This is a genomic window from Stenotrophomonas sp. Steno-Z4 (assembly GCF_056393145.1).
In genome coordinates this window covers 460,815-485,982 of record NZ_JBWJPC010000001.1, presented here as the reverse complement: position 1 = coordinate 485,982, position 25,168 = coordinate 460,815, and the positions used below count along the sequence as shown (strand labels likewise).

19 protein-coding genes are annotated in these 25,168 nt (G+C 68.8%); 13 read left to right on the top strand and 6 right to left on the bottom strand.

From position 1 onward, the window contains the following. Window positions 1–80: 80 nt before the first annotated feature. The 3 genes from AC06E7_RS02160 to AC06E7_RS02150 form a co-directional block, all read right to left on the bottom strand. Window positions 81–464, bottom strand: coding sequence for a CopL family metal-binding regulatory protein (locus AC06E7_RS02160; RefSeq protein ID WP_478062765.1), 384 nt, complete (start codon window positions 462–464; stop codon window positions 81–83). Window positions 465–556: 92 nt separating this feature from the next. Further along, window positions 557–2,359: a DNA helicase RecQ gene (recQ, locus tag AC06E7_RS02155; protein ID WP_478062763.1), complete on the bottom strand. Its 1,803-nt coding sequence runs from the start codon at window positions 2,357–2,359 to the stop codon at window positions 557–559. Between the two features lie 209 nt (window positions 2,360–2,568). Further along, entirely contained in the window at window positions 2,569–3,132 is a 564-nt protein-coding gene (locus AC06E7_RS02150) for a Dps family protein (protein WP_478062761.1), read from the bottom strand. An 89-nt stretch (window positions 3,133–3,221) separates the two neighbouring features. Here AC06E7_RS02150 and hrpA point away from each other — a divergent pair, with 89 nt between their 5' ends. Beyond that, on the top strand, window positions 3,222–7,322 hold the full coding sequence (gene hrpA / locus AC06E7_RS02145; protein ID WP_478062759.1) for an ATP-dependent RNA helicase HrpA: 4,101 nt from the start codon (window positions 3,222–3,224) through the stop codon (window positions 7,320–7,322). Between the two features lie 42 nt (window positions 7,323–7,364). On the opposite strand, the gene AC06E7_RS02140 is transcribed toward hrpA, so the two are convergent. Then, window positions 7,365–7,901: a hypothetical protein gene (locus AC06E7_RS02140; protein ID WP_093533767.1), complete on the bottom strand. Its 537-nt coding sequence runs from the start codon at window positions 7,899–7,901 to the stop codon at window positions 7,365–7,367. Window positions 7,902–7,997: 96 nt separating this feature from the next. Between AC06E7_RS02140 and AC06E7_RS02135 the strand changes: the two genes are divergently transcribed. The 8 genes from AC06E7_RS02135 to tsaB all read left to right on the top strand — a co-directional run bounded on the left by AC06E7_RS02135 (window position 7,998) and on the right by tsaB (window position 19,580). Beyond that, complete coding sequence (locus tag AC06E7_RS02135; RefSeq protein WP_478062757.1) at window positions 7,998–10,151, top strand: RelA/SpoT family protein; 2,154 nt, start codon at window positions 7,998–8,000, stop codon at window positions 10,149–10,151. Window positions 10,152–10,180: 29 nt separating this feature from the next. Further along, a complete protein-coding gene (locus AC06E7_RS02130) occupies window positions 10,181–11,743 on the top strand; it encodes a hypothetical protein (protein ID WP_478062756.1) in 1,563 nt (520 codons plus the stop codon). Window positions 11,744–11,795: 52 nt separating this feature from the next. Continuing rightward, on the top strand, window positions 11,796–12,680 hold the full coding sequence (locus AC06E7_RS02125) for an SDR family oxidoreductase (protein ID WP_478062754.1): 885 nt from the start codon (window positions 11,796–11,798) through the stop codon (window positions 12,678–12,680). Beyond that, the gene (locus AC06E7_RS02120) at window positions 12,680–13,714 is read left to right on the top strand and encodes a glycosyltransferase family 2 protein (RefSeq protein ID WP_478062752.1); all 1,035 of its coding nucleotides are present in this window, start codon (window positions 12,680–12,682) and stop codon (window positions 13,712–13,714) included. The genes AC06E7_RS02125 and AC06E7_RS02120 overlap by 1 nt, the downstream gene beginning before the upstream one ends. 89 nt (window positions 13,715–13,803) lie before the next feature. After that, entirely contained in the window at window positions 13,804–16,242 is a 2,439-nt protein-coding gene (gene mrcB / locus AC06E7_RS02115; protein ID WP_478062751.1) for a penicillin-binding protein 1B, read from the top strand. Window positions 16,243–16,265: 23 nt separating this feature from the next. Next, a complete protein-coding gene (locus AC06E7_RS02110; RefSeq protein ID WP_184126766.1) occupies window positions 16,266–16,796 on the top strand; it encodes a tetratricopeptide repeat protein in 531 nt (176 codons plus the stop codon). Between the two features lie 37 nt (window positions 16,797–16,833). Next, window positions 16,834–18,870: a DNA repair helicase YoaA gene (locus AC06E7_RS02105; RefSeq protein ID WP_217537425.1), complete on the top strand. Its 2,037-nt coding sequence runs from the start codon at window positions 16,834–16,836 to the stop codon at window positions 18,868–18,870. 5 nt (window positions 18,871–18,875) lie between these two features. Beyond that, window positions 18,876–19,580, top strand: a complete 705-nt coding sequence (tsaB, locus tag AC06E7_RS02100; protein WP_478062749.1) for a tRNA (adenosine(37)-N6)-threonylcarbamoyltransferase complex dimerization subunit type 1 TsaB — start codon at window positions 18,876–18,878, stop codon at window positions 19,578–19,580. Window positions 19,581–19,605: 25 nt separating this feature from the next. On the opposite strand, the gene AC06E7_RS02095 is transcribed toward tsaB, so the two are convergent. Then, entirely contained in the window at window positions 19,606–20,493 is an 888-nt protein-coding gene (locus tag AC06E7_RS02095; protein WP_068853723.1) for an energy transducer TonB family protein, read from the bottom strand. Then, complete coding sequence (gshB, locus tag AC06E7_RS02090; protein WP_093533781.1) at window positions 20,490–21,440, bottom strand: glutathione synthase; 951 nt, start codon at window positions 21,438–21,440, stop codon at window positions 20,490–20,492. Before gshB ends, AC06E7_RS02095 begins: the two co-directional genes overlap by 4 nt. Window positions 21,441–21,688: 248 nt before the next feature. Here gshB and pilG point away from each other — a divergent pair, with 248 nt between their 5' ends. Genes pilG through AC06E7_RS02070 form a run of 4 tightly spaced genes read left to right on the top strand, consistent with a single transcriptional unit; the run spans window position 21,689 to window position 25,084 of the window. Further along, complete coding sequence (pilG, locus tag AC06E7_RS02085) at window positions 21,689–22,090, top strand: twitching motility response regulator PilG (protein ID WP_068853721.1); 402 nt, start codon at window positions 21,689–21,691, stop codon at window positions 22,088–22,090. A gap of 18 nt (window positions 22,091–22,108) precedes the next feature. Next, window positions 22,109–22,474, top strand: coding sequence for a response regulator (locus AC06E7_RS02080; protein WP_068853720.1), 366 nt, complete (start codon window positions 22,109–22,111; stop codon window positions 22,472–22,474). Next, window positions 22,474–23,004, top strand: coding sequence for a chemotaxis protein CheW (locus AC06E7_RS02075; RefSeq protein ID WP_068853719.1), 531 nt, complete (start codon window positions 22,474–22,476; stop codon window positions 23,002–23,004). Before AC06E7_RS02080 ends, AC06E7_RS02075 begins: the two co-directional genes overlap by 1 nt. Window positions 23,005–23,047: 43 nt before the next feature. Then, window positions 23,048–25,084: a methyl-accepting chemotaxis protein gene (locus AC06E7_RS02070; protein WP_184126770.1), complete on the top strand. Its 2,037-nt coding sequence runs from the start codon at window positions 23,048–23,050 to the stop codon at window positions 25,082–25,084. The last annotated feature ends 84 nt before the right edge of the window (window positions 25,085–25,168 follow it).

The following is a 25,168-nucleotide window of genomic DNA, read 5'->3' as shown; positions in this document are numbered from 1 at the left end:
GGGGCACGCGCAGGTGCCGGCAGGACGCGCGTGCGTCAGCACGGCATCGCGTTACGCAGGCGTTCGTGGCGAACGCGCGCTCAGGCGATGGGAGGGCGGGTGATGCGGTCCAGCGGCGGGCTGGGCAGGGACGGGGGGACAACCTGCAGCAGCACCGGCGACGGCGGTGGCGGTACCGGGATCCAGGCGATCTGCACGGTCAGGCTGGGCTGCTGGGCGCAGTTGCGCAGGCAGTCCTTGATCCTGCAGTGCTCGCCGTCGTCCGGTGCCTGGGCCGGCGGTTCGGCCGGGGCACCGTGCATGGCGGCATGCTCCTGGCCATGGCAGGGCGGCGCGGGTGCGTCTTCGGCAGCGGCGGGCGTGGCCATCGCAAGCATCATGGGGCCGGCCATGGCCGCGTTCAGCCCGTTGAGCAACAGGCTGAGCATCAATACCACTCGCAGGAGCAGGCCACCGGCGGACATGGGCGCCACCTTAGCGCCAAAGCGCGCACCACGCACCTGTGCCTGAACGGCAGGTTCAACGTTGGACGTGGGTCTGGCTGGGCGCGCGCGCATCAGCCTTCTTCGCGGACGATCTCGACCAGCCGCTCGCCGTAGCGGGACAGCTTGGTGCCACCGATGCCGCCCACGCGGCCCAGCGCATCGATGCTGGTGGGGCGCTGTTCGGCGATGTTGCGCAGGGTGCTGTCGTGGAAGATCACGAAGGCCGGCACGTTCTGCTCGCGCGCCAGCTCGGCACGCAGGCCGCGCAGGGCGTTGAACAGGGCCAGGTCCTGCGGCAGCACAGACAGGCCGGTGCGCTGGCCGCCGCGCTCGCGTTCGCGGGTCCTGGGGCTTTCGCGGCGCATCATCACCTTGCGCTCGCCCTTGAGCACCTGGCGGCTGCCGTCGGTCAGGCGCAGGCCGCCGTAGGCGTCGCTGTCCACTTCCAGCAGGCCGGCGGCCACCAGCTGGCGGAACACGCTGCGCCAGGTGCGGGCATCAAGATCCTTGCCGATGCCGTAGGTGCTCAGTTCGGTATGGCCGAACTGGCGGATCTTGTCGTTCTCGCCGCCGCGCAGGATGTCGATCAGGTGGCCCACGCCGAACCGCTGGCCACTGCGGTACACGCAGCTCAGCGCCTTCTGCGCGGCCACGCTGGCATCCCAGGCATCGGGTGGCTGCAGGCAGTTGTCGCAGTTGCCGCACGGCTGCGGATAGGTTTCGCCGAACCCGGCCAGCAGCACCTGGCGGCGGCACTGCATGGATTCGCAGTAGCCCAGCAGGTGGTCGAGCTTGGAGCGTTCCAGCGCCTTGCGCTCTTCGCCCGCCTCGGACTGCTCGATCATCTGCTTGAGCAGCACCACGTCGCCCAGGCCGTAGCAGAGCCAGGCTTCGGCCGGTTCGCTGTCGCGGCCGGCACGGCCGGTTTCCTGGTAATAGCCTTCCATCGACTTGGGCAGGTCGGTATGCGCCACGAAGCGCACGTCGGGCTTGTCGATGCCCATGCCGAAGGCGATGGTGGCGCACATCACGATGCCGTCTTCGCGCAGGAAGCGGCGCTGGTTGGCCGCGCGCACCTCGGCCGGCAGGCCGGCGTGGTAGGGCAGGGCGTTCATGCCCTCCTTGCACAGGAACTCGGCGGTTTCCTCGACCTTGCGTCGCGACATGCAGTAGACGATGCCCGCCTCATCACGGTGGCCGCGCAGGAAATCCAGCAGCTGGCGCTTGGCGTTGTCCTTCTGCACCACGGTGTAGCGGATGTTGGGCCGGTCGAAGGAGCTGACGAAGTGCTGGGCATTGGCCAGGTCCAGCCGCTCGGCGATCTCGCGCTGGGTGGGCGGGTCGGCGGTAGCGGTCAGCGCGATGCGCGGCACGTCCGGCCAGCGCTCGTGCAGAACGGTGAGCTGGCGGTATTCAGGGCGGAAATCGTGGCCCCACTGCGAGACGCAATGGGCTTCGTCGATGGCGAACAGGGCAATGCGGCTGCGCGCCAGCAGGGACAGGAAACGGCCGGTGAGCAGCCGCTCGGGCGCGACGTACAGCAGTTCCAGCTCGCCGGCGGCCAGCTCGCGCTCTACCCGGGCGGCGGTTTCGCCATCCAGGGTCGAATTCAGGTATTCGGCGCGCACGCCCAGCTGGCGCAGGGCTTCCACCTGATCCTGCATCAGCGCGATCAGCGGTGAGATGACGATGCCGGTGCCCTCGCGCAGCAGGGAAGGCACCTGGTAGCACAGCGACTTGCCGCCGCCGGTGGGCATCAGCACAAGCGCGTCATTACCGGCCGCGACATGCTCGACGATCGCCTGCTGCGGACCGCGGAAATCGTCGTAACCAAAGATGCGGTGCAGCAGTTCGTGCGCGGGGCGGGAAGACATCGCCGTAGTTTACAGGGCTGAGCGACCCAAGGCGGGTCATCCAATTCCGGATCTGAACGTAGGCGAGAGACCATCCGGCCAAGGAGCCCCCCTTGAGTCAAGGGGGGCGCGCCGACAGGCGCGGGGGCTGTGGCCGGCGACTTGTGCAGGGTCCAAGGTTTCGCGAAGCGGAACCTTGGAAATCCCGCAGGGGCAAAGCCCCAGAGGGATTACTGCAGGAGCGAGCGGAGCATCCAGGCGTACTTCTCGTGGGTCTGCAGGCGCTGGGTCATCAGGTCTTCGGTCGGGGCATCGTCGGCGTCGTCGGCCACGTCCAGCACCTTGCGGGCGGTCCGGCACACGGCCTCGTTGGCGGCAACCAACTGGCGTACCATTTCACGCCAGTCCGCGCTGTCGGTCAGGCCCGGTTCCTCGGCGATCGAGGTCAGGGCGGCGAACTCGCGGTAGGAGCCCGGCGCGTTGAAGCCCAGGGCGCGGATGCGTTCGGCCACGTCGTCCAGGGCCGCCCACTGTTCGGTGTACTGGGTCTCGAACATCAGGTGCAGCGAGTTGAACATCGAGCCCGTCACATTCCAATGGAAGTTGTGGGTCTTCAGGTAGAGCGTGAACGCGTCTGCCTGGAAGGCCGACAGGCCCTCGGCAATCTTCTTGCGATCCGCTTCCTTGATCCCGATATCAATGTTCGGGGCCGAGGGCGCCGCTGCTGAGAGCTTCAGTTTGGCGCCCTGGGGCTTGGTGGCCTTGGGTTTGGCCGGGATCTTGGTCTTCGCCATGGGGGAAATCCTCGTGTTGGATGGGATGGCCTTCACAATAAGTCAGACTAACCTTCAGTTGTACTCATAAGTTCTAAACGATCCGATTGATGACCGCTATCAAACAACCCGATGCTTCGTCCCTGGCTTCGCAGCAGGCCGCCATTGACGGGGCCATGAGCCGTGATCGCGGTCGTCTGCTCGGCATGCTCTCGCGCTGGCGGGCCAAACCGGCCGATGCCGGCGCGGCGGCGGCATTCCAGCAGGCCCTGCACGCGTCGGTGCAGCGGCGCCAGGCGCGGGCGCTCAACCAGCCGTCGATCAGTCTGGACGACAGCCTGCCGATCGCGCGTGAAGCCGAGCGCATCACCGCGCTGATCCGCGAACACCAGGTCGTGGTCATCGCGGGCGAAACCGGCTCGGGCAAGACCACCCAGCTGCCCAAGCTGTGCCTGGCCGCCGGCCGCGGCCAGGCCGGGATGATCGGCTGCACCCAGCCGCGACGGATTGCCGCACGTGCGGTGGCCACCCGCGTGGCGCAGGAGCTGCACTCCGAGCTGGGCACTACGGTCGGCTACCAGGTGCGCTTCACTGACCGGGTCGGCGACGATACCCGCATCAAGTTCATGACCGATGGCATCCTGCTGGCTGAAATCAGCAGCGACCGCTGGCTGTCGCAGTACGACACGATCATCGTCGACGAAGCGCACGAACGCAGCCTCAACATCGATTTCCTGCTCGGCTACCTCAAGCAGCTGCTGCGCAAGCGCCCGGACCTCAAGCTGATCGTCACCTCGGCGACGATCGATACCTCGCGCTTCGCCCAGCACTTCGACGATGCGCCGGTGATCAGCGTGGAAGGCCGTACGTTCCCGGTGGAAGTACGCTACCGCCCGCTGGAAGGCGAGGGCGGTGGCGATGAGGACGGCGGCCGCGATGGCGAGCGCACCGTCAACGATGCGGTGGTGGCGGCGGTGGATGAGATCACCCGGCTCGACCCGCGCGGTGACATCCTGCTGTTCTTCCCCGGTGAACGCGAAATCCGCGACGCGCACCAGGCGCTGGAACGGCGTAAATACCGCGAAACCGAAGTGCTGCCGCTGTACGCGCGGCTGTCGGTGAAGGACCAGGACGCGGTGTTCAACCCGGGCAGCAAACGCCGCATCGTGCTGGCCACCAACGTGGCCGAAACCTCGCTCACGGTGCCGCGCATCCGCTACGTGATCGATCCGGGTTTGGCCCGGGTCAAGCGCTACAGCCCGCGCCAGAAGCTGGACCGGCTGCATATCGAGGCGGTTTCGCAGGCCAGCGCCAACCAGCGCAAGGGCCGTTGCGGTCGCGTCTCGGCAGGCATCTGCTACCGGCTGTACTCGGAAGCGGATTTCCAGTCGCGCGCCGAGTTCACCGATCCGGAAATCCGCCGCTCCAGCCTGTCCGGGGTGATCCTGCGCATGCTGCAGCTGGGCCTGGGCCGGATCGAGGATTTCCCGTTCCTGGAAGCCCCCGACGAGCGCGCCATTGCCGATGGCTGGCAGCAGCTCGGCGAGTTGGGCGCGATCGACAACGACCGCCGGCTCACCCCGATCGGCCGCCAGATGGCGCGCCTGCCGGTGGATGTGAAGCTGGCCCGCATGCTGGTCGCCGCGCAGGCGCAGGGCTGCCTGCGCCCGATGCTGGTCATTGCCTCGTTCCTGGGCATCCAGGATCCGCGCGAACGCCCACCCGAAGCGCGTGCCGCGGCTGACAACGCACACGCGCTGTTTGCCGATGGGCGCTCTGAATTCGTCGGCGTGCTGCGCCTGTGGGAAGGCTATCGCCAGGCCCACGAAGACCTGACCCAATCCAAGCTGCGCGGCTGGTGCGATCGCCATTTCCTCGGCTTCCTGCGCATGCGCGAATGGCGCGAGCTGCACCGCCAGCTGCGGGTGCTGTGCGAAGAGCTGGGCTGGAGCGAAGAGCCGGTGGACAGTGCGATGGCGCCGTTGCTGGCCGGTTCGTCGGCCCCTGCGCCCGTGCGCGATGATGCCGAGAGGGCCAAGGCCACCCGTGGCCAGCAGCATCGTGCCGCCCGCCTGGCCCGCGAGGGCAAGACCGAACCGCCGGCTGCCACGGTTGCGCCTGCCGCCCCCGCAGCGGCCGTAGAGGCCCGCAATGCCTTCAGCGAGCGTGTGCGTGCCGCGGCCTACCAGACCTTGCACCGTGCTCTGATCGCCGGTCTGCCAACCCAGATCGGCCACCGCAGCGACAAGGGCGATTTCCTGGCCCCGCGCCAGCGCCGCTTCCTGCCCTTCCCCGGCTCGGTGATGGCCAAGCGGCCGCCGCCATGGTTGCTGGCCGCCACCCTGCTGGATACGCAGAAGGTATGGGGCCTGACCAATGCGGCGATCGAACCGGACTGGGTGATCGCCGAACTGCCGCACCTGCTGCTGCGCAAGCACTTCGATCCGCACTGGTCGCGTGCGCAGGGCCAGGTGCTGGCCTCGGAGCAGATCAGCCTGTTCGGGCTGGTGCTGGCACCGAAGAAGCCGGTGCACTACGGCCGCATCGCCCCGGGCGAGGCGCACGACATCTTCGTGCGCCAGGCGCTGGTCACCGGCGAGATCAACACCCGCGCCAGCGTCATCGCCGACAACCTCAAGGTGCTGGAGCAGGCGCGCGAAGAAGAAGCCAAGCTGCGCCGCGCCGGCATCGTGGCCGATGAAGGCTGGCAGGCGCGCTGGTACCTGGACCGGATTCCGGCCGAGATCCACTCGGCCACCGGGCTGGATACCTGGTGGAAGGCGCTGGCCCCGGAGAAGAAGCGCGCGCTGGCGTGGACGCTGGCCGACCTGCTGCCGGGCGAAGGCAGCGATGCCGAGCGCTACCCGACGTACCTGCCGCTGGGCGATGCGCGGCTGGCGCTGCACTACCGCTTCGAACCCGGAAGCGACGAGGACGGCGTCAGCCTGGATGTGCCGTTGCACCTGCTCAACGCGTTGGACCCGGCACGTCTGTCGTGGCTGGCGCCGGGCTTCGTGGCCGACAAGGCTTCCGCGCTGATCCGCAGCCTGCCCAAGGCCATGCGCCGCAACTACGTGCCGGCGCCGGACTTCGGGCGTGCCTTCGCCGAGGCGTTCCCCGCGCCCAGCGCCGACGACCTGCGTGGCGAACTGGCCCGGTTCCTGTCGCGCGCGACGGGGGCGCAGGTGGCGGCCATCGATTTCGATGAAAGCGCGCTTGACCCGCACCTGCGCATGAACCTGCGCCTGCACGATGCGCAGGGCAGGTTGCTGGCCGCCTCGCGCGATCTCGAGGCGCTGCGCGCCCGCTTCGGCGCGCAGGCTGGCGATGCATTCGCCGCACGCGCTGGCCGTGCGTTGGCAGCCGAAGGACTGCGTGATTTCCCGGCGGCGCCGATTCCGCTGCAGGTACCCGGTGAAGCCGGCGTGCCGGCGTATCCGGCGCTGGTGGATGCCGGTGAGTCCGCCTCACTGCGCATTTTCGCCGACCGCAACGAAGCGTTGGAGCAGCATCCGCGTGGCGTACGCCGGCTGATGGATATCGCGCTGGCTGACAAGGCCAAGCAGGCGCGCAAGCAGCTGCCGGTGCCGCCCAAGACCGGCCTGCTGTATGCCTCGATCGAATCGCAGGAACGCCTGCGCGGTGACCTGGTGGATGCGGCGATGAATGCCGTGCTGGCCGACGGCCTGGGCGAGATCCGCGACCCGGCGGCCTTTGCCAAGCGGCGCGATGCCGCCGGCCGCGACCTGTTCGGCGAGGCGATGGCGCGGCTGAAGCTGGCGGAAAACATCCTGGCGCACGTGGCCGAACTCAAGCCGCTGCTGGAAGCACCGCTGATGGGCTGGGCGCGCGGCAACCTGGATGACCTGGAACAGCAGCTGGCGGCGCTGGTCCATCCCGGGTTCCTGCGTGAGACGCCTGCTGAAGCACTGGCGCAGTATCCGCGCTACCTGCGCGCGATGATCCTGCGCAGCGAACGGGCCAAGCGGGATCCGCCGCGTGACCAGGCGCGGATGCTGGAACTGCGTCCGTTCCTGGATGCCCTGGAAGACGCGCGGGCGCGCGGCCTGCGCGACCGCACGCAGTGGCAGGCGCTGCGCTGGGACCTGGAAGAGCTGCGGGTATCGCTGTTCGCGCAGGAACTGGGGGCCAGGACCGGCATTTCGGCCAAGAAACTGGCCCAGCGGGTGGCCGCCCTGCGCCAGGCATGAGCCTGCAACGCCCCGCGCGGCAACCGCGCGGGGCGTGCTCGATCACTTGACCCGGCGGACCTTCGCGCGGGTGTTCACGCCCTTGATCTGCAGGTACCACGCGCCGATCATGCCCGGCGCGATGGACACTTCCGGATCGGTGCGGCGCACGCCGGCCAGCGTGGTCTCGTCGGTCTGTTCCCATTCCTGCTTGTTGGCGAGCACGTAACGGCGGCCCTTGCCGAAGCCGCGGAATTCGCCCTGCAGCGTGCTCACGATCGGCTCCTTGCTGCCGAAGTCGAAGAAGCCGCGGTTCTTCACGATCACTTCCTGGCGGCCTTCCTCGCGTGCTTCTTCGCGCACCTGTTCGCGCACCTGCTCACGCACGTCAGCGCTGACCGCGGCCACCTTGCCCTGCAGCCAGCCGTTGAGGGCGGCCAGTTCGGCGGGGCTCAACTTGTCCAGGCCCGCTGCCTTGAACTCGGCCGGGGACATCTGCTGCTGCAGGTCGCCTTCGACCACGCGCTGCGCGAGGGCGGGCCCGGCCATGGCCAGCAGGACGGCCGCAGCGGCCAACACTCTAAGACGGGAAAAACGCATGGCAGCTCTCCAGGAATGCACGATGGAACCGGTTCTGATTGTCCGGCAACGATACCAGCGCTAGTGTAGGGCTCTCTATCTTGTCTGCATGATGCTGTGAACCGCGCTTCTGTCCCCGGCCTGGATGGCTTGTTGAACCGACCCTCGGCGGCCTCGCTGTCCCCCGCAGTGCGCGAGGCGCTGCTGCAGCGCTGGCAGGCCAACGATGCCGACCACGCCCAGTCCGCCCCCTGGCCGGTGCTGGCCGATACCCTGGATGCGCTGGCCCTGCTGTCGGCCGACGACAGCGCCCTGCTGGCGGCCCTGTTGTTCGACCTGCCCTGGCTGCGTGCCGGGCTGGACGTACTTCCGCTGGGGAGCCACAAAACGGCGGTGGTCGGCCTGCTCGAGGGCCTGGACGCGGCCGACCAGGTCTGGGCGCTGCACGCCGGGCGCGATGCCGGGCGCAACAGCGAAGGCCTGCGCCGGCTGCTGCTGTCGATCATCCAGGACCTGCGGGTGGTGCCGATCCTGCTGGCCCGGCAGCTGGCGCGGATGCGCGCGGCTGACCGCCTGCCCGAGGAAGAGCGTCGGGCGCTGGCCCAGCTGACCCGCGATATCCATGCGCCGCTGGCCAACCGGCTCGGCATCTGGCAGCTGAAATGGGAACTGGAAGATCTGGCGTTCCGGCACCTGGAGCCGGAGACCTACCGCCGCATTGCACGTGAAGTGGACGAAACACGGCTGGCGCGCGAACGCTATGTCGAGTCGGTCAAGAAGGTGCTGTCACGCGAGCTGCTGGCGCAGGGCATCGAGGCCGAGGTCAGCGGGCGCCCGAAGCACATCTACAGCATCTGGCGGAAGATGCAGAAGAAGCGGCTCGCGTATGAGCAGCTCTACGACATCCGTGCGGTGCGGGTGATGGTCAAGGACGTGGCGGCCTGCTACGCCGCGCTGGGCGTGGTGCACTCGCTGTGGGCACCGGTGCCGAGCGAGTTCGATGACTACATCGCCCGGCCCAAGGCCAATGACTACCGCTCCCTGCACACCGCCGTGGTGGGGCCGGAAGGGCGCACCATCGAAGTACAGATCCGCAGCCACGACATGCACGCCCAGGCCGAGCTTGGCGTGGCCGCACACTGGCGCTACAAGGAAGGCAGCAAGGGCGCGGAAAAGGCGTTCGACCGCAAGATCACCTGGATGCGCCAGCTGCTGGAGCAGTCGCAGGAAGGTCATGGCGGGGAGCTGGCAGGTGCGCTGGACGCCGAGCTGACCGAGGACCGGGTCTATGCGCTGAGTCCGAAGGACGAGGTGATGGACCTGCCGCAGGGCGCCACGCCGCTGGATTTCGCGTACCACGTGCACACCATGGTCGGCCACCGCTGCCGTGGTGCGAAGGTCAACGGGCGCATCGTGCCGCTCACCTACCGTCTTCGCAGCGGTGACCGGGTCGAGATCCTCACCGGCAAGGAAGCCGACCCGCGCCGTGACTGGCTGCTGGCCTCCAACGGTTACCTCGCAAGCAACCGTTCGCGCGAGAAGGTGCGCGGTTGGTTCCACAAGCTCGACCGGGCCCGCAACGTGCAGGCCGGGCGCGATCTGCTCGACCGCGAACTGAAGCGGCTGGGGCTGGCGCAGGCGGATCTGGCCGTGGCGGCGAAGAAGTTCCATGCCGACAGCGTCGATGACCTGTACATCCAGGTGGCGCTGGGCGACACCGGCCCGCACCAGGTCAGCCGGGCATTGCTCGAAGCCGAACGTGCCGCCACGCAGCCGGTGGTGCCCGCGCTGCCACGGCCCACCGCGCGCCGCGACAGCCTGGGCAAGTCCAAGTTCACCGTACAGGGCGTGGGCAATCTCCTGGTGCAGCTGGCGCGCTGCTGCCAGCCGGTGGCCGGCGAGCCCATCGTCGGTTACCTGACCCGTACCCGCGGAGTCACCGTGCACCGCACCGACTGCGCCGCATTGGCGCGGCTGTCCGCCGCCAGCCCGCAGCGCATCCTGCCGGTCGAATGGGGCCAGGCAGGCGGAGGCTACGAGGTGGACGTGGTGGTCGACGCGGTGGATCGCCGCTGGCTGCTCAAGGACATCACCAACCTGATCGCGCAGGAGGATGCGTACGTGCTGGACATCCACAGCGACAACGTCCGCAACAGCGGCCGTGCGCACCTGCGCCTGCGCCTGAAAGTGAGCGATTACGGACAGCTTTCGACGCTGTTGGGGAAACTGGATGCCTTGCCCGGCGTCAGCGACGCGCGGCGTCTGGGCTGACCTCACGTGACCCACGCTACGCTCACGGAATGAGCCGCCATCCCGACCATGAGGACGCCGCGCATGCCGCCCTGCGCCGCGTGCGCCGCGAAGGCCGCTGGTGGTGGGTGCAGGCCTGGCAGTCGCGGCGCATCTGGCGCTGGGCGCTGCTGGTGGCGGTGGTGGTGTTCGTACTGCTGGTCGCGTTCGGGCGCCCCCTGGCCAACTGGTTCTGGAATGAGCCGCAGGTGGAGCAGCTGCTGGACAGGGGCGACCGTGCGCTGGCGGCGGGCCGCCTGACCGCAGCCGATGGCAGCGGCGCGCGTGAGTGGTACCAGGCGGCGCTGGCGCTGGACAGCGATCGTCCGCAGGCCCGCGCCGGCCTGGCGCGCACCGCGCGCGCGGCGCTGCGGCAGGCAGGTGCGGCGCTGGATGCCGGTGACCTGGCGACCGCACAACGGGCGCTGGCCCTGGCCCGCGAACTGCAGGTGCCGCAGCGCGACTACGATGCGGTGGCGCGTCGCCTGCGCGAGCACCAGCAGGATGGCGCCGGGATCGGTGCGTTGCTGGGCCGTGCCGAATCCGCGCTGCAGGCGCAGCGCCTGGATGGCACTGATGACAGTGCGTTGCCCTTGTTCCAGCAGGTGCTGGCGCGCGCGCCCAACCACCTGCGCGCGCTGGAAGGGCGCGAGGATGCGCTTTCAGACCTGCTGCAGCAGGCGCGGGACGCGGCGGCGCGCGGCGATGTGGCCGCAGCGGCGGAACAGGTGCGCAGAGCGCGCGGCTTCGACCCCGGTCATGTCGATCTACCGGCCAGCGAAGCGGCGCTGAACGCTGCGCTTGAAGCCCGCTTGAACGAAGCACAGCGGTTGCTGCGCAGGCAGCGCTGGCAGGCGGCAGGCGAGGCGTTCCAGAGTGTGCTGGCGACGCGGCCGGACGATACCGCAGCGCAGCAGGGACAGCAGCGGGCGATCGAGGCGCTGCTGGCCTCGGCCGCCCGCTTGGCGGCGGACTTCCGCTTTGATCTGGCGGGGCAGGCGCTGGCGTCGGCAGAGGCATTGGGAGCCAATGGACGCCAACTGGACACCGCCCGCCAGGCCATCACCCAAGCCCGCCAGGCCGAACGCGCCCTGACCTCGCCCCCTGCGCCGAATGCCCGAGGCAAACGGGAGGTGGTTGCGTTGCTGCGGCGCTTTGATGAAGCCCAGGCCCGCGGCGATTTCCTCTCGCCTCCTGGGCGAAGCGCTTACGATGCATTGCGCGAAGCGCAGGCCATGGCACCGCGGGACCCGCGCGTGCGCGCTGCCGCGCAACGCCTGATCCCCGATACGGGCGCCTGTTTCGAGGACCATCTGCGCGGCAACCGGGTACAGGCCGCCAGCGCCTGCCTGGAAGCGTGGCAGACCCTGTCGCCCGGCGATGCGGCGCTGACCCCGGCACGCCAGCGGCTGGCACAGCGCTGGCTGGCGATCGGCAGTGAACGGCTGGGCCAGGGAGATGTCGAATTCGCGACGCTGGCGCTGCAGATGGCGTCACGCTGGGGCGCAGGCTCCAGCGCCGCCGAGTTCCAGTCACTGCAGGCGCGGCTGCGGGACATCGGCGTCCAGCGCTGAGAGCCGCCAACGGGCTCGGCTATAGTATTGGTCCTTCATTCCTGGGGCCGGCATGACCGTCCTTGTCTCCGGGGCGACCAGTCAGATCGGCCGCTTCCTGATTGCCCGCCTTGCACTGACCGGCGTACCGGTGGTGGCCATCAGCCGACGGCCACAACCGCCGCAGGCGGGCGTGCAATGGCGGACCGGTGACCTGAAGACCGTGCTGGCCGCAGACCTGAACGAGCGCTGGCGTGCCATCGTCAGTTTCAGTCCGATGGACGCCTGGGCGGACTGGCTGGCAGCGCAGGCGGTGGCGCCCGCACCGCGGATCATCGCCACCAGTTCAATGAGCGTGGTGACCAAGCAGGGCTCGGCGCAGAGCGACGAACAGCAGGTGGTTACCCGACTTCAGTACGGCGAGGACGAACTGGCGCGGCAGGCGGCACGGCTGGGCATGGCGTACACCCTGTTCCGGCCGACCTTGATCTACGGCGCGGGAGTGGACCGCAGCCTGTCGCCGATCGTCGCGCGCGCGCGCCGCCTGCGCCTGTTCCCGATCCCCATGGCCAACGGCATGCGCCAGCCCGTGCATGCCGACGATATCGCCCAGGCCGTGCTGGCGGCGCTGGAGAGCGACGCGGTGGACGGCAAGGTGCTGGAGATCGGCGGTGGCGAGCGGCTGGACTACATGCAGATGTTCCGCCGGGTGCATGCCAGCCTGGGCGGCGGCGCGCTGCCCCTGTACCTTCCATTGACGGCGTTGCGTCTGCTTGCCGCCTTGCTGCCGCGGGCGCGCGGCCCGGTGTCCCGGCTGCAGCAGGACCTGATCGCCGACAACCGTGCGCTGGTGTCATTGCTGGGGGTCCGCCCAAGGGCGTTCCAGCCGGACGCCAGTACGTGGACGCCGATGACGCCCGAGCAGGCCCGGGCCCGGCTCGGCGGTGGCGCACGCTGATGTCGATCGTGCCCCCCCGCATCGGTGTGGCGTTATGCACCTACAACGGCGCGCGTTACCTGCAGGCGCAGCTGGACAGCGTGCTGGCCCAGAGCATGCCGGTGGATGAAGTGGTGATTGGCGATGATGGCTCTTCCGATGCAACGCTGAGCATCGTGGCGTCATTCGCCACGCGCGCGCGGTCCATGGGAATCGGAGTCACCGTTGTCCAGCATCAGCGCAACCTCGGCTACGTACTGAATTTTTCCGACGCCATGCAGCGCTGTCGGGCAGACATCATCTTCCTCTGCGACCAGGACGACGTATGGCACCCCGACCGGGTGGAGGCGGCGGTGCGCCGGTTCCACGCAGACCCGGCGCTGCTGCTCCTGCACAGTGACGCCCGATTGGTGGATGGCCATGGCGACGCGCTGGGCGGCACCCTGCTGGAGGTGCTCCGCGTCCATCCGGCCGAGATCGCCCTGGAGCGCTCCGGCCAAGCCTTGGATGCGATTCTGCTGCGCAACTTCGTCACCGGTGCAACCTGTGCGCTGCGCCGTTCGCTGCTGGCGCAAGGGCTGCCCATCGCCGCGCGCTGGAGCCACGATGAGTGGTTGGCGGTGATTGCTTCACTGCAGGGTGGCCTGGACCTGCTACCGCGTCCGACCATCGATTATCGCCAGCACGGCAGCAATCAGATCGGGGCGTCCCGGCGTTCGTTCCTGCAACGGCTGCGCGGGCTGGATCTGCTGGATGCGGTGGCACGGCGGCGCACGGCCGAACGCCTGCAGGCCCTGCAGGCTGTGTTGGACCAGCGCGATGTGAACATCGCGCCGCCGCGCGTGCAGGGCCTGGCGGCGATCGCCTGGCGTATGGCATGGTCGCGCGTGCAGCTTTACCGCAGGCCGGATGTCGGCTGGGCCTGGATCGGTCACGACGCGCCCCGTCTGCTGGCCCGCCTGGCAAACGTCTGCCTGGCCGGCGGCGGCTGGCAGGGCGTAGCAGCCGCCTGCACAGGAGCATGGGCGGGATGGCGGCTGCGCGGCCTGACCTGATTTGAACTGGGGTGAAACGAGGACGCGGCGGTCAGCTGCGGCTGCGGTGCCTGCGTTAGACTCGACAGATTCAACTCTGCCCGATTCCCGTGCCCCCACGCTACGATTCCGACGACAACGACGCGTTCGAGGACGACACCGACAGCCGCTGGCCGCAGTGGCGTCGTCGCCTGATCACCTGGGGCATGGCCGCCGTTGCGCTTGCGCTGGGTTTCCTCATTCCCTATACGGTGTACCTGAACACCCAGGTCACCCAGCGCTTCGGCGAACTGCGCTGGCAGATTCCCACCCGCGTCTACGCACGGCCGCTGGCATTGGCGCCGGGCGTGGCCATGGATGCGCAGACGCTCAAGACCGAGCTTGCGGCATCGGCCTACCGCGATGACGGCACCGGCAAGGCGCCGGCCACCTTCAGCCAGGACGGCGGCCGCTTCGTCGTGTCCAGCCGCGGCTACAACGACGTCGACGGCAAGGTCGCGCCGCGCCGGATCGAGCTGAGTCTGTCCGGTGGCCAGATCGCCTCGCTGCGCGACGCAGACAGCCGCAAGGCGCTCAAGGCCGCGCGGCTGGACCCGGCGCGTATCGCCACCCTGTACGGCCAGAAGCAGGAAGAGCGCCGCCTGGTCCGGCTCGAAGACACCCCCGAGCTGCTGGTCACCGGCCTGCAGGCGGTGGAGGACAAGGATTTCAACCGGCACCATGGCATCGACCTGAGCGGCATCGCGCGCGCGGTCTGGGTGACCGTGCGCTCCGGCGGCCAGAGCCGCCAGGGCGCCTCCACGCTGACCCAGCAGCTGGCCCGCAGCGGCCTGCTCGGGATCGGCAAGGAACAGACCGTCACCCGCAAGTTCAACGAGGTGCTGTACGCGCTGATCATGGAGGCGCGCTACGACAAGCGCACCATCCTGGAGGCCTACCTCAACCAGGTGTACCTGGGCCAGCGCGGCAGCCAGGCGATCCACGGCATGTCCTCCGGCGCCGAATTCTGGTTCGGTCGTGACCTGTCCTCGCTCAACACCGAACACATCGCGCTGCTGATCGGGCTGGTCAAGGGGCCGTCCTACTACGACCCGCGCCGCAACCCCGAGCGCGCGCTGGACCGGCGCAACTTCGTGCTCGGCAAGCTGCGCGAAAACGGCCTGATCGACGACGCCGAGCTGCAGCGTGCGTTGAAGGCGCCGCTGGGCGTGCCGAAGAACCCCGGCCTGATCGCCGCCAACCGGTTCCCGGCCTATGTCGACCTGGTGCGCCGCCAGCTGGGCCATGATTACCCCGAAGCCGTGCTGCAGGGCGCTGGCCTGAGCGTGATGACCGGCATGGCGCCCTCGGCCCAGGCCTATGCCGAAGGTGCGGTGACCAAAACGCTGAAGTCGCTGGAAAACAAGCGCCGCCCCGAACTGCAGGCCGGCCTGGTGCTGACCGACGTGCACAACGGCGACGTGCTGGCCGTGGTCGGCAGCCGCGATGTGTCCGAACCGGGCTTCAACCGCGCCATCGAAGCGCAGCGGCAGGTCGGCTCACTGCTCAAGCCGTTCGTGTACCTGCTGGCGCTGGCCCAGCCGGACAAGTATTCGCTGGCCACCTTCGTCGATGATTCGCCGGTGACCGTGCAGCTCAGCCGCGGCAAGCGCTGGACCCCGGGCAATGCGGACAACCGCAGCCACGGCACCGTGCGCCTGGTCGATGCGCTGGCCAATTCCTACAACCAGGCCACCGTGCGGGTGGGTATGCAGGTGGGGCCGGAGCGGGTCACCCAGCTGATCCACGTGCTGGCCGGGTTGAAGGCCGAGAGCAATCCGTCGGTGATCCTGGGCGCGACCGACCAGAGCCCCTATGCGATGGCGCAGCTTTACCAGTTCCTGGCGTCCGGTGGCGAGATCCAGCCGCTGCACGCCGTGCGCGGCGTGCTCGATCCGCAGGGCAAGCTGCTCAAGCGCTATGACAAGACCCCGGCGCCGGCCCAGGAAGGCGACTCCATCGCCGCCAACCTGATCAGCATCGGCCTGCAGCAGGTGGTGTCCAGCGGCACCGCCGCGCGCCTCAACGCCGATGGCCTGTCGCGCCTGCAGGCGGCCGGCAAGACCGGTACCTCCAACGATGGTCGTGACAGCTGGTATGCCGGCTACACCGGCGACCACCTGGCGGTGGTCTGGATGGGCAACGACCAGAACGAGCAGACCGGCCTGTTCGGCGCCACCGGCGCCATGCGGGTCTGGTCGGGGATCTTCAGCCGCCTGCCGAGCGCGCCGTTGAAGGTCAGCAGCAAGGGCCTGGACTGGCAGCCGGTGGAAGCCGGCGGCACCGCCGCCACCGACGAGTCCTGCCCGGGCGCGCGCCGCTTCCCGTTCGTGGTCGGCTACGCGCCGGCCTACACTGCCTGCGTGGCCCCCACCGCATTGCCGGAAGGCGAAGGCGGCGAGGGTGGCGAAGGCGGTGGCTGGCGCAGCTGGTTCGGCCTGGACAAGAAGCCCGAACCGGCCGCCGAGCCGGCCCAGGCCGCCCCCGCGGCCACTCCCCCCGCTCGATGAAGCGCAACGCAAGGCAGCTCCGCATGACGACTTCCCGCACCGTGATCCGTACCGCTTCCGTGCTCGCGCTCGGCCTGGCGTTGGCCGCCTGCGTGTCCACCGCGCCGCCGGTGAAGCCGCCAGTCGACACCACCACGCCGGCCCAGCGCATGGCGGCCGTGGATGCCAGCGCCGGCAAGGACGACAAGGAGCTGGATGTGCAGCCGCTGCGCGATGCCGGCATCGAGGACCTGCGCGTGGTGGCCAAGGCCAAGCGCCAGGCCAACGACCTGGCCGGTGCGGCCGAAGCGCTGGACCAGGCGCTGCTGATCAACGAAGGTGATCCGTCGATCGTGCAGGAACGCGCGGAGATCGCGCTGCTGCAGGGCGACTGGGCCCGCGCCGAAACGCTGGCCCGCAAGGCGGTGGAGCTGGGCTCGAAGACCGGCCCGTTGTGCCGCCGCCACTGGGCGACCATCGAACAGGCGCGCCTGGCGCGCGGCGAGAAGGAAAACGCGGCATCGGCGCACGCCCAGCTGGAAGGCTGCACGGTGCCGGGCATCAAGCGCTATTGAAACGGTGCCGGCCAGCGGCCGGCACTACAATGACGGCATGTCCCGCCTTGCCCACGCCAGCAGTGAAGCCCTCAGCGAGGGCGGCACGCTCGCCAGCCAACTTGATGCCTTCGTCGCCCGTCCGGCGCAGCTGCGCCTGACCACGGCCATCGCCGAAGCCTTCGACCAGCGCGAGGTGCTGCTGGCCGAGGCCGGCACCGGCACCGGCAAGACCTTTGCCTACCTGGTGCCGGCGCTGCTGTCAGGCCTGAAGACCATCATTTCCACCGGTACCCGCGCGCTGCAGGACCAGTTGTACCACCGCGACCTGCCGCGCGTGCGTGCCGCGCTCGGGGTGGGGCACAGCAGCGCGCTGCTCAAGGGGCGGTCCAATTACCTGTGCCGGTACCGGCTGCAGCAGGCGCGCGGCGAGCCGCGCTTCACTTCGCCGCAGGAAGTGGCGCAGTTCCAGCGCATCCTGGCCTGGTCGGGGCGTACGAAATTCGGCGATATGGCCGAACTGGAAGCGCTGCCCGATGATTCGCCGCTGTACCCGATGGTCACCTCCACGGTGGACAACTGCCTGGGTACCGAGTGCCCGTTCTGGGATGACTGCTTCGTAGTGCAGGCGCGCCAGCGTGCACAGGCGGCCGACGTGGTGGTGGTCAACCACCACCTGCTGCTGGCCGACCTGGCGCTCAAGCAGGAGGGCTTCGGCGAAATCCTGCCCGGCGCGCAGGCGTTCGTGATCGACGAAGCGCATCAGTTGCCGGAGCTGGCCGCCAATTTCTTCGGCGAAGGATTCGGCATGCGGCCGTGGCAGGAGCTGGCGCGCGACTGCCTGGCCGAGAGCCGCAGCGTGGCCGGTGCGCAGGCCGCGCTGCACGCGCATGCCGGCGCGCTGGAGCAGACCCTGCGCGAGCTGCGCACGGCGATGGACGGCCTGCCCGCGCGCGGTACCCAGTGGCGCGCCCTGGCGGTGCCGCAGGTGCGCGATGGCTTCGATGCCGCGATGAGTGCGCTCGTGGCGCTGCGCGACGTATTGGATGGCGTGCGCGCGTCGTCGCCCGGCCTGGATGCCTGCCACGCGCGGGCGATGGAGGCGGTGTCGCGGTTGTCGCGCTGGTTGGGCGATGACGCGCCGCTGCTGGACTTCGATACCGAGCCGGAGCAGGTTCCAGCACCGGCCGAGGTGCTCTGGTATGAGCTCACCCCGCGTGGCTTCCGCTGCCAGCGCACGCCGATGGATGTGTCCGGGCCGCTGCGCGAGCACCGCCAGCGTTCGATGGCGGCGTGGATATTCACCTCGGCCACGCTGACGGTGGACGGCAGGTTCGAGCACATCGCCCAGCGGCTGGGCCTGGACGACCCGATCACGTTGCTGCAGCCCAGTCCGTTCGACTGGGCCCGGCAGGCGCTGTGCTATCTGCCGACCGACCTGCCGGATCCGGCCGCGCGTGGCTTTGGTACCGCGCTGATCCGCGCGCTGACCCCGGTGCTGGAAGCATCGGGCGGGCGCGCATTCCTGTTGTTTGCCTCGCATCGCGCATTGCGCGAAGCCGCCGAAGCGCTGCGCGACGCGCCGTGGCCGTTGTTCGTGCAGGGTGAGGCGCCGCGCGCCACGCTGCTGCAGCGCTTCCGCGAATCCGGCAACGGCGTGCTGCTGGGCTCGGCCAGCTTCCGCGAGGGCGTGGACGTGGTGGGCGATGCGTTGAGCGTGGTGGTGATCGACAAGCTGCCGTTCGCCGCGCCCGATGACCCGGTGTTCGAGGCACGGCTGGATGCCATCCGCCGCGATGGCGGCAACCCGTTCCGCGACGAGCAGCTGCCGCAGGCGGTGATCGCGCTCAAGCAGGGCGTGGGGCGGCTGATCCGCAGCGAGACCGACCGGGGCGTGCTGGTGCTGTGCGACCCGCGCCTGGTCAGCCGCAGCTACGGCCGCACCTTCCTGGATTCGCTGCCGCCGTTCCGGCGCACGCGATCGCTGGGCGATGTGCAGACCTTCTTTGCGCCACAATGGCCTGCCACTGCTGCCGACACCGGGACTGCCAGTCCCGCCGCGGTTGCCGATGCCTTTCCTACTTCCCTGTTCTGATCCCCATGAAACTGCTCGCCTTTGAAACCGCCACCGAAGCCTGTTCCGTTGCCCTGTACGTGGATGGGCAGGTGCGTGAGCGCTTCGAGATCGCCCCGCGCCGCCATGCCGAACTGAGCCTGCCCTGGGCCGAGGAACTGCTGGCCGAGGCCGGGCTGGCGCGCTCGCAGCTGGATGCGATTGCCCTGGGGAGGGGGCCGGGCGCGTTCACCGGCGTGCGGCTGGCGATTGCCATCGCACAAGGCATCGCGCTGGCGCTGGATCGCCCGTTGATCCCGGTCTCCACCCTGCAGCTGCTGGCGCTGCGCGCGCCGGCTGAAGCCACCCACGTGCTGAGCAGCATCGATGCGCGCATGGGCGAGGTCTATGCGGCGCGCCACGTGTGCGTGGATGGCCAGTGGCACCTGCAGGGCGAGGAAGTGGTGTGCGCGCCGGAGGCCGTGGAACTGCCCGATGGCAGCCGCTGGTTCGGTGTCGGTACGGGCTTCGGTGCGGCCGAGGGCGTGCTGGCCACGCGGCTTGCCGATCAGCTGGACGGTGTCGACGCGCAGGCATTGCCGCGTGCCTCCGACCTGCTGGCGCTGGCGGTACCGATGCTCGAGCGCGGCGAGGCGATGGCCCCGGAGCTGGTCGAACCGGCTTACCTGCGCAACAACGTCGCCTTGACCCTGGTCGAACAGCAGGCTGCGCGGGCGGCGAAACAGCGCTGATCAATCAGAGCGCCCGGAGCCGGCCTTACCGGTCGTCGCGCAGCTCGCCGCCGGGCAGGAACACCCAGGTCCGGGTGACCTGCAGGATATCCACGCCGTCATCGGTCTTGGGCAGCGGCGGGAACGGCTGGGCCAGGCGGATCACCCGCAGCGCGGTTTCATCCAGCAGCGGCGTGCCGCTGCTGCGCAGGATCCGGCTGCTTTCCACGCTGCCATCGCGGCGCACGCCCACGGTGATCACCACCTGGCCGCCCAGCCGGCGCTGGCGCGCCTCATCGGGGTAGTTGAGGTTGCCCACGCGTTCGGCGCGGTCCACCCACGCGCGCAGGTAATTGGCGTAGGCGTATTCGCGGGTGCTGGCCGACACGAACTTGCGGTTCGGGCGCTTGGCGTACTGCGCCGAACGCAGGTGCACCTCGGCGGCCAGCCGGGCCATTTCGGCATCGCGCTGTTCGCGCGCGGTCATCGCCGCGTCCGGCTGCGGATGCTCCGGCAGTGGCTGTGGCTGCGCTTCGGCGATCGGGTCGGGGCTGTTGCGGCTGGCCACCACCCGCGCCTGCGGCGGTGGCGGGCGCGCGGCATCCTGGCGCTGCTGCGGCACCGGCGACAGCCCGGCCTGGGGCTGCGGCACGATCCCGGTCTGGTTGTCACGCGGGCGCTGCGCCTTGTCGTGGTCGCCGCCGCCCTGCTGGTTGGCCTGGGCCAGGAAGTCGGCCTGCCTGGGGGTCAGCGGGGTCTGGGTCTGGCTGAAGATCACGTCCAGGGTCGGCACCAGCGCGGCATTGTCGCTGACCGCGAAGCCCACCCCCAGGATCAGCAGCGCATGCACCAGCGCCGACAGCGCCAGGGTCGCGCCCAGGCGCTGCGATTCGCGGGCCTGCAGGGGCACCATCGGAGCGACCGCCGTACTCATTGCGCCAAGCTGGCCTCGATCGCGTCGAACAGGGTGCCGGCGATGTTCAGCCCGAACTGCGCATCCAGTTCGCGCACGCAGGTGGGGCTGGTGACGTTGACCTCGGTGAGGTAATCACCGATCACGTCCAACCCCACGAAGCGCATGCCACGGCGCTTCATCTCCGGCCCGACCTGGGCGGCAATCCAGCGGTCGCGCTCGCTCAGCGGGCGGCCTTCGCCGCGACCACCGGCGGCCAGGTTGCCGCGGAACTCGTCGCCCTGCGGAATCCGCGCCAGGCAGTAGTCCACCGGCTCTCCGTCGACCAGCAGGATGCGCTTGTCGCCAGCGGTGATGTCGGGGATGAATTTCTGCGCCAGGGTCAGCCTGCGCTCGCCATCGGTCAGGGTTTCCAGGATCACGTTGAGGTTCGGATCACCAGTGCCGCTGCGGAAGATCGAGCGCCCGCCCATGCCGTCCAGCGGCTTGAGCACGGCCTGGCCATGTTCCAGCACGAACGCCTTCAGGTCGGCGTGGCGGCGGCTGACCAGGGTCGGCGGGCAGCACTGCGGGAAGAGCAGGGCGGCCAGCTTCTCGTTGTAGTCGCGCAGGCCCTGCGGGTCGTTCACCACCAGCGCCCCCGCCTGCTGGGCCACACCCAGCACCTGGGTGTCGTAGATGAATTCGGCATCCACCGGCGGATCCTTGCGCATCAGCACCACCTGGCCGGGGCCGAAGGTGGTCTGGCCGAATTCGCCCAGCGTGAACCAGTCATGCTTGTCGTCGCGCACCTGCAGCGGCGCGGTACGGGCCACCGCCACCCCGTCGCGCAGCGCCAGCCCGCCGGGGCTGACGTAGTGCAGGGCGTGGCCACGGCGCTGGGCTTCCAGCAGCATGGCGAAGGTGGTGTCCTTGGCGATCTTGATATGGGCGATGGCATCCATCACCACGATGACGTTCAACGGCATGGTCGCAACCTGGCGGGCAGGCGCTGATGGTAGCGGCAATGCGCCCGTATTGCCTGCCCGGAGCGGCGGAACGCAGCGTCCGGCGGTCTTCACGCTTTGCGCAGTTCCGGGCCGGGCCGGTTCGCGGGGGTCGCTCCCGGCTTGGCTTGGGAAGCACACCCTTGATGACGGCCGCGTGGTGGGATATAGATACGCTTTCGCAGCGGCGCCGGACCAAAGCAGAAGCGTCGCGCGCTCGGGGAAAGGTAATGACTGAAAACATGGCTGCGGGTGGGGAACTCGCAGGGCTCAGGGTGATGGTCATCGATGATTCGAAGACCATCCGCAGAACGGCCGAAACGCTGCTCAAGCGTGAAGGCTGCGAAGTAGTGACCGCGACCGATGGTTTCGAGGCGTTGGCGAAGATCGCCGACACACAGCCGCAGATCATCTTCGTGGACATCATGATGCCCCGTCTCGACGGGTATCAGACCTGCGCGCTGATCAAGAACAACCAGCTGTTCAAGGCCACGCCAGTGATCATGCTGTCGTCCAAGGACGGCCTGTTCGACAAGGCGCGCGGTCGCATCGTGGGCTCGGAGCAGTACCTGACCAAGCCTTTCACGCGTGAAGAACTGCTGGGTGCCATCCGCACATACGTAAACGCCTGACCAGGGGGGAAAGGCACAATGGCTCGAATCGTTCTGATCGAGGACTCACCGACCGACCGGGCGGTGTTCATCCAATGGTTGACCAAGGCCGGGCACGAAGTGCTCGAGGCCGGCAACGCCGAGGACGGGATCAAGCTCGTCCAGGAACACCAGCCGCAGCTCGTGCTGATGGACGTGGTGCTGCCGGGCATGAGCGGCTTCCAGGCGACCCGCGCGCTGAACCGCGATGAGAAGACCAAGGCCATCCCGGTGATCATCGTGAGTACCAAGGCGATGGAAACCGACAAGGCCTGGGGGCTGCGCCAGGGCGCGGCCGCCTATGTGGTCAAGCCACCGCGCGAAGAAGACCTGATCGCGCAGATCAATGAACTGCTGGTGTCCTGATGCGTTCTCCCTTCGACATCCTTGAAGCCTACGAACGGCGCAGCCTGGCCCATGCGGTGCAGCTGCCCGAGCGGCAGTTCGCCCAGGACCTGTGGCGCGGCGTCGGCTACCGGGTCGGCAAGCGCCACCTGGTCTCGGACTTCCGCGAGGTGGTCGAAATCGTGCCGATGCCGCCGATCACCCCGGTGCCTGGCGCGCAGCCGTGGCTGCTGGGCGTGGGCAACCTGCGCGGCAACCTGTTCCCGGTGGTCGACCTGAAGTACTTCATGGAAGGCGAGCGCACCGTGCAGCAGGAAGGCCAGCGGGTGCTGATCATGCGCCAGGCCGGCGGCGACGTTGCCCTGACCATCGATGAACTGTTCGGCCAGCGCAGCTTCCAGCTGGACCAGGACATCGAGAGCGGCGACCTGGCCAGCGGCCGTTACGCCCATTTCATCGACCGCGCGTTCCATGGCGACGGCCACGACTGGGGCGTGTTCTCGCTCTCGCTGTTGTCCCGTACCCCCGAATTCAGGCAGGCCGCGGCGTGAACGCTGCAGCCTGCCTCACTGCATTGAAGATCGAGGTTGAACGATGAGTACTTCTTCGGAAACCGCCAAGGCCGGCAAGCTGGGCACGGTAGGAACCAATTTCTGGCTGGGTCTGCTGGCCCTGTCGATGATCGTGTTCGGCGTCAACACCGGTGTGGCCACCTGGCAGGGCAGCCGCCTGGCCGGTGCCAGTACCGGCGCGGCCGATCTCCAGGTGCTGTCCCAGCAGTTGGCCAACCAGGGCCGTGAAGCGGTCTCGGGCAACGCCCAGGCCTTCACCGCCTTCAAGGACACCAAGGCGCGCATCGAAAGCACGGTGAGCAGCCTGCAGGGCCGCTACGGCAGCGAAGCCAACGTGTCCGGTCCGCTCAACCAGCTGACCCAGACCTGGGAGCCGCTCGGCAAGAGCGCGGCGCAGCTGGTGGCGAGTGAACCGGCGGTGCTGGCCCTGGCCGGCAACGCCAACAACTTCGTCAACGGCGTGCCTGCCCTGCAGGCCCAGCTGAATGAAGTGGTGCGCGCCATGTCGGCCAGCGGCGCCCCGGCCTCGCAGGTGTACAACGCCCTGCAGCAGGTCGTGGTGGTGGGCTCGATGGCTCGCCGGGTGACCGAAATGCGCGCCGGTGGCGGCAACGCGGCCGCTGCGGGCGATGCGCTGGCCCGCGACTCGGTGGTGTTCACCCAGGTGCTGGATGCGCTGCGCAACGGCAATGACGAACTGGGCATCGCCCCGGTCCGCAACGCCGCCGCGCTGGGCGCGCTGGAGCAGTCGCAGAAGCAGTGGGACACGATGAAGCAGGACGCCGATGCGATCCTGGCCAGCTCGCGCCAGCTGTTCTCGGCGCAGTCCTCGGCCGCGGCGCTGACCGCCGGCTCCAACAAGATGCTGGATGACAGCAAGAAGCTGTTCGAGGCGTTCTCCTCGTTCGGCTCGGTGCGCGACACGCGCCTGTTCCCGAACTTCTGGCTGGGCGTGATCTCCGGTGCACTGTCGCTGATCGCCATCATCGGCTTCGTCAGCAGCACCGTGCGCAGCCGTTCGCGCGAGCAGGAACTGCGTTACCAGACCCAGGTGGAATTCAACAGCCGCAACCAGCAGGCGATCATGCGGCTGCTGGACGAAATCAGCTCGCTGGGTGAAGGCGACCTCACCGTAAAGGCCTCGGTGACCGAGGACATGACCGGCGCCATTGCCGACGCAATCAACTACGCCGTGGACGAACTGCGCCACCTGGTGACCACCATCAACGACACGTCGGCCAAGGTCGCCGTGTCCACCCAGGAAACCCAGGCCACGGCCATGCAGCTGGCCGAAGCGGCGGGCCACCAGGCCAACCAGATCACCTCGGCATCGGACCGCATTGGCGAAATCGCGTCGAGTATTGAACAGGTGTCGCGCAACTCCGCCGAGTCGGCCGACGTGGCACAGCGCTCGGTGGTCATCGCCGCCGAAGGTGCCGGCGTGGTGCGTGAAACGATCCAGGGCATGGACCAGATCCGCGACCAGATCCAGGAAACCTCCAAGCGCATCAAGCGCCTGGGCGAGTCCTCGCAGGAAATCGGCTCGATCGTGGAACTGATCAACGACATTTCCGAGCAGACCAACATCCTGGCGTTGAACGCCGCGGTGCAGGCGGCCTCGGCCGGTGAAGCCGGCCGTGGTTTCGCGGTCGTGGCCGACGAAGTGCAGCGCCTGGCAGAACGCACCTCCGGTGCGACCCGCCGAATCGAGAACCTGGTCCAGGCCATTCAGGCCGATACCAACGAAGCGGTCAGCTCGATGGAGCAGACCACCGCCGAAGTGGTGTCCGGTGCACGCCTGGCCGAGGATGCCGGCACGGCGCTGACCGAAATCGAACGCGTGTCCAACGCGCTCAACAACCTCATCAAGAACATCTCGATCGCCGCCCAGCAGCAGTCGTCGGCCGCGTCGGACATCACCCGCACCATGGGCGTGATCCGTCAGATTACCGGCCAGACCTCGCAGGGCGCGGGACAGACCGCCGAGTCGATCGGTCATTTGGCACAGCTGGCGGCCGACCTGCGCCGCTCGGTTGCCGACTTCAAGCTGCCGGCGTGAGCCGCGGGCAGGGCGGAGAGGGAAGGAATCAGCAGATGATGCATCGCGATAAAGCACAGCACGACATGCGCGCCCACCTGCCGG

Bases quoted from the DNA above. Each gene is read 5' to 3' on its own strand.
- AC06E7_RS02160 (WP_478062765.1), bottom strand. From the start codon at position 464: ATGTCCGCCGGTGGCCTGCTCCTGCGAGTGGTATTGATGCTCAGCCTG.
- recQ (WP_478062763.1), bottom strand. From the start codon at position 2,359: ATGTCTTCCCGCCCCGCGCACGAACTGCTGCACCGCATCTTTGGTTAC.
- AC06E7_RS02150 (WP_478062761.1), bottom strand. From the start codon at position 3,132: ATGGCGAAGACCAAGATCCCGGCCAAACCCAAGGCCACCAAGCCCCAG.
- hrpA (WP_478062759.1), top strand. From the start codon at position 3,222: ATGACCGCTATCAAACAACCCGATGCTTCGTCCCTGGCTTCGCAGCAG.
- AC06E7_RS02140 (WP_093533767.1), bottom strand. From the start codon at position 7,901: ATGCGTTTTTCCCGTCTTAGAGTGTTGGCCGCTGCGGCCGTCCTGCTG.
- AC06E7_RS02130 (WP_478062756.1), top strand. From the start codon at position 10,181: ATGAGCCGCCATCCCGACCATGAGGACGCCGCGCATGCCGCCCTGCGC.
- AC06E7_RS02125 (WP_478062754.1), top strand. From the start codon at position 11,796: ATGACCGTCCTTGTCTCCGGGGCGACCAGTCAGATCGGCCGCTTCCTG.
- AC06E7_RS02120 (WP_478062752.1), top strand. From the start codon at position 12,680: ATGTCGATCGTGCCCCCCCGCATCGGTGTGGCGTTATGCACCTACAAC.
- AC06E7_RS02110 (WP_184126766.1), top strand. From the start codon at position 16,266: ATGACGACTTCCCGCACCGTGATCCGTACCGCTTCCGTGCTCGCGCTC.
- AC06E7_RS02105 (WP_217537425.1), top strand. From the start codon at position 16,834: ATGTCCCGCCTTGCCCACGCCAGCAGTGAAGCCCTCAGCGAGGGCGGC.
- tsaB (WP_478062749.1), top strand. From the start codon at position 18,876: ATGAAACTGCTCGCCTTTGAAACCGCCACCGAAGCCTGTTCCGTTGCC.
- AC06E7_RS02095 (WP_068853723.1), bottom strand. From the start codon at position 20,493: ATGAGTACGGCGGTCGCTCCGATGGTGCCCCTGCAGGCCCGCGAATCG.
- gshB (WP_093533781.1), bottom strand. From the start codon at position 21,440: ATGCCGTTGAACGTCATCGTGGTGATGGATGCCATCGCCCATATCAAG.
- pilG (WP_068853721.1), top strand. From the start codon at position 21,689: ATGACTGAAAACATGGCTGCGGGTGGGGAACTCGCAGGGCTCAGGGTG.
- AC06E7_RS02080 (WP_068853720.1), top strand. From the start codon at position 22,109: ATGGCTCGAATCGTTCTGATCGAGGACTCACCGACCGACCGGGCGGTG.
- AC06E7_RS02075 (WP_068853719.1), top strand. From the start codon at position 22,474: ATGCGTTCTCCCTTCGACATCCTTGAAGCCTACGAACGGCGCAGCCTG.
- AC06E7_RS02070 (WP_184126770.1), top strand. From the start codon at position 23,048: ATGAGTACTTCTTCGGAAACCGCCAAGGCCGGCAAGCTGGGCACGGTA.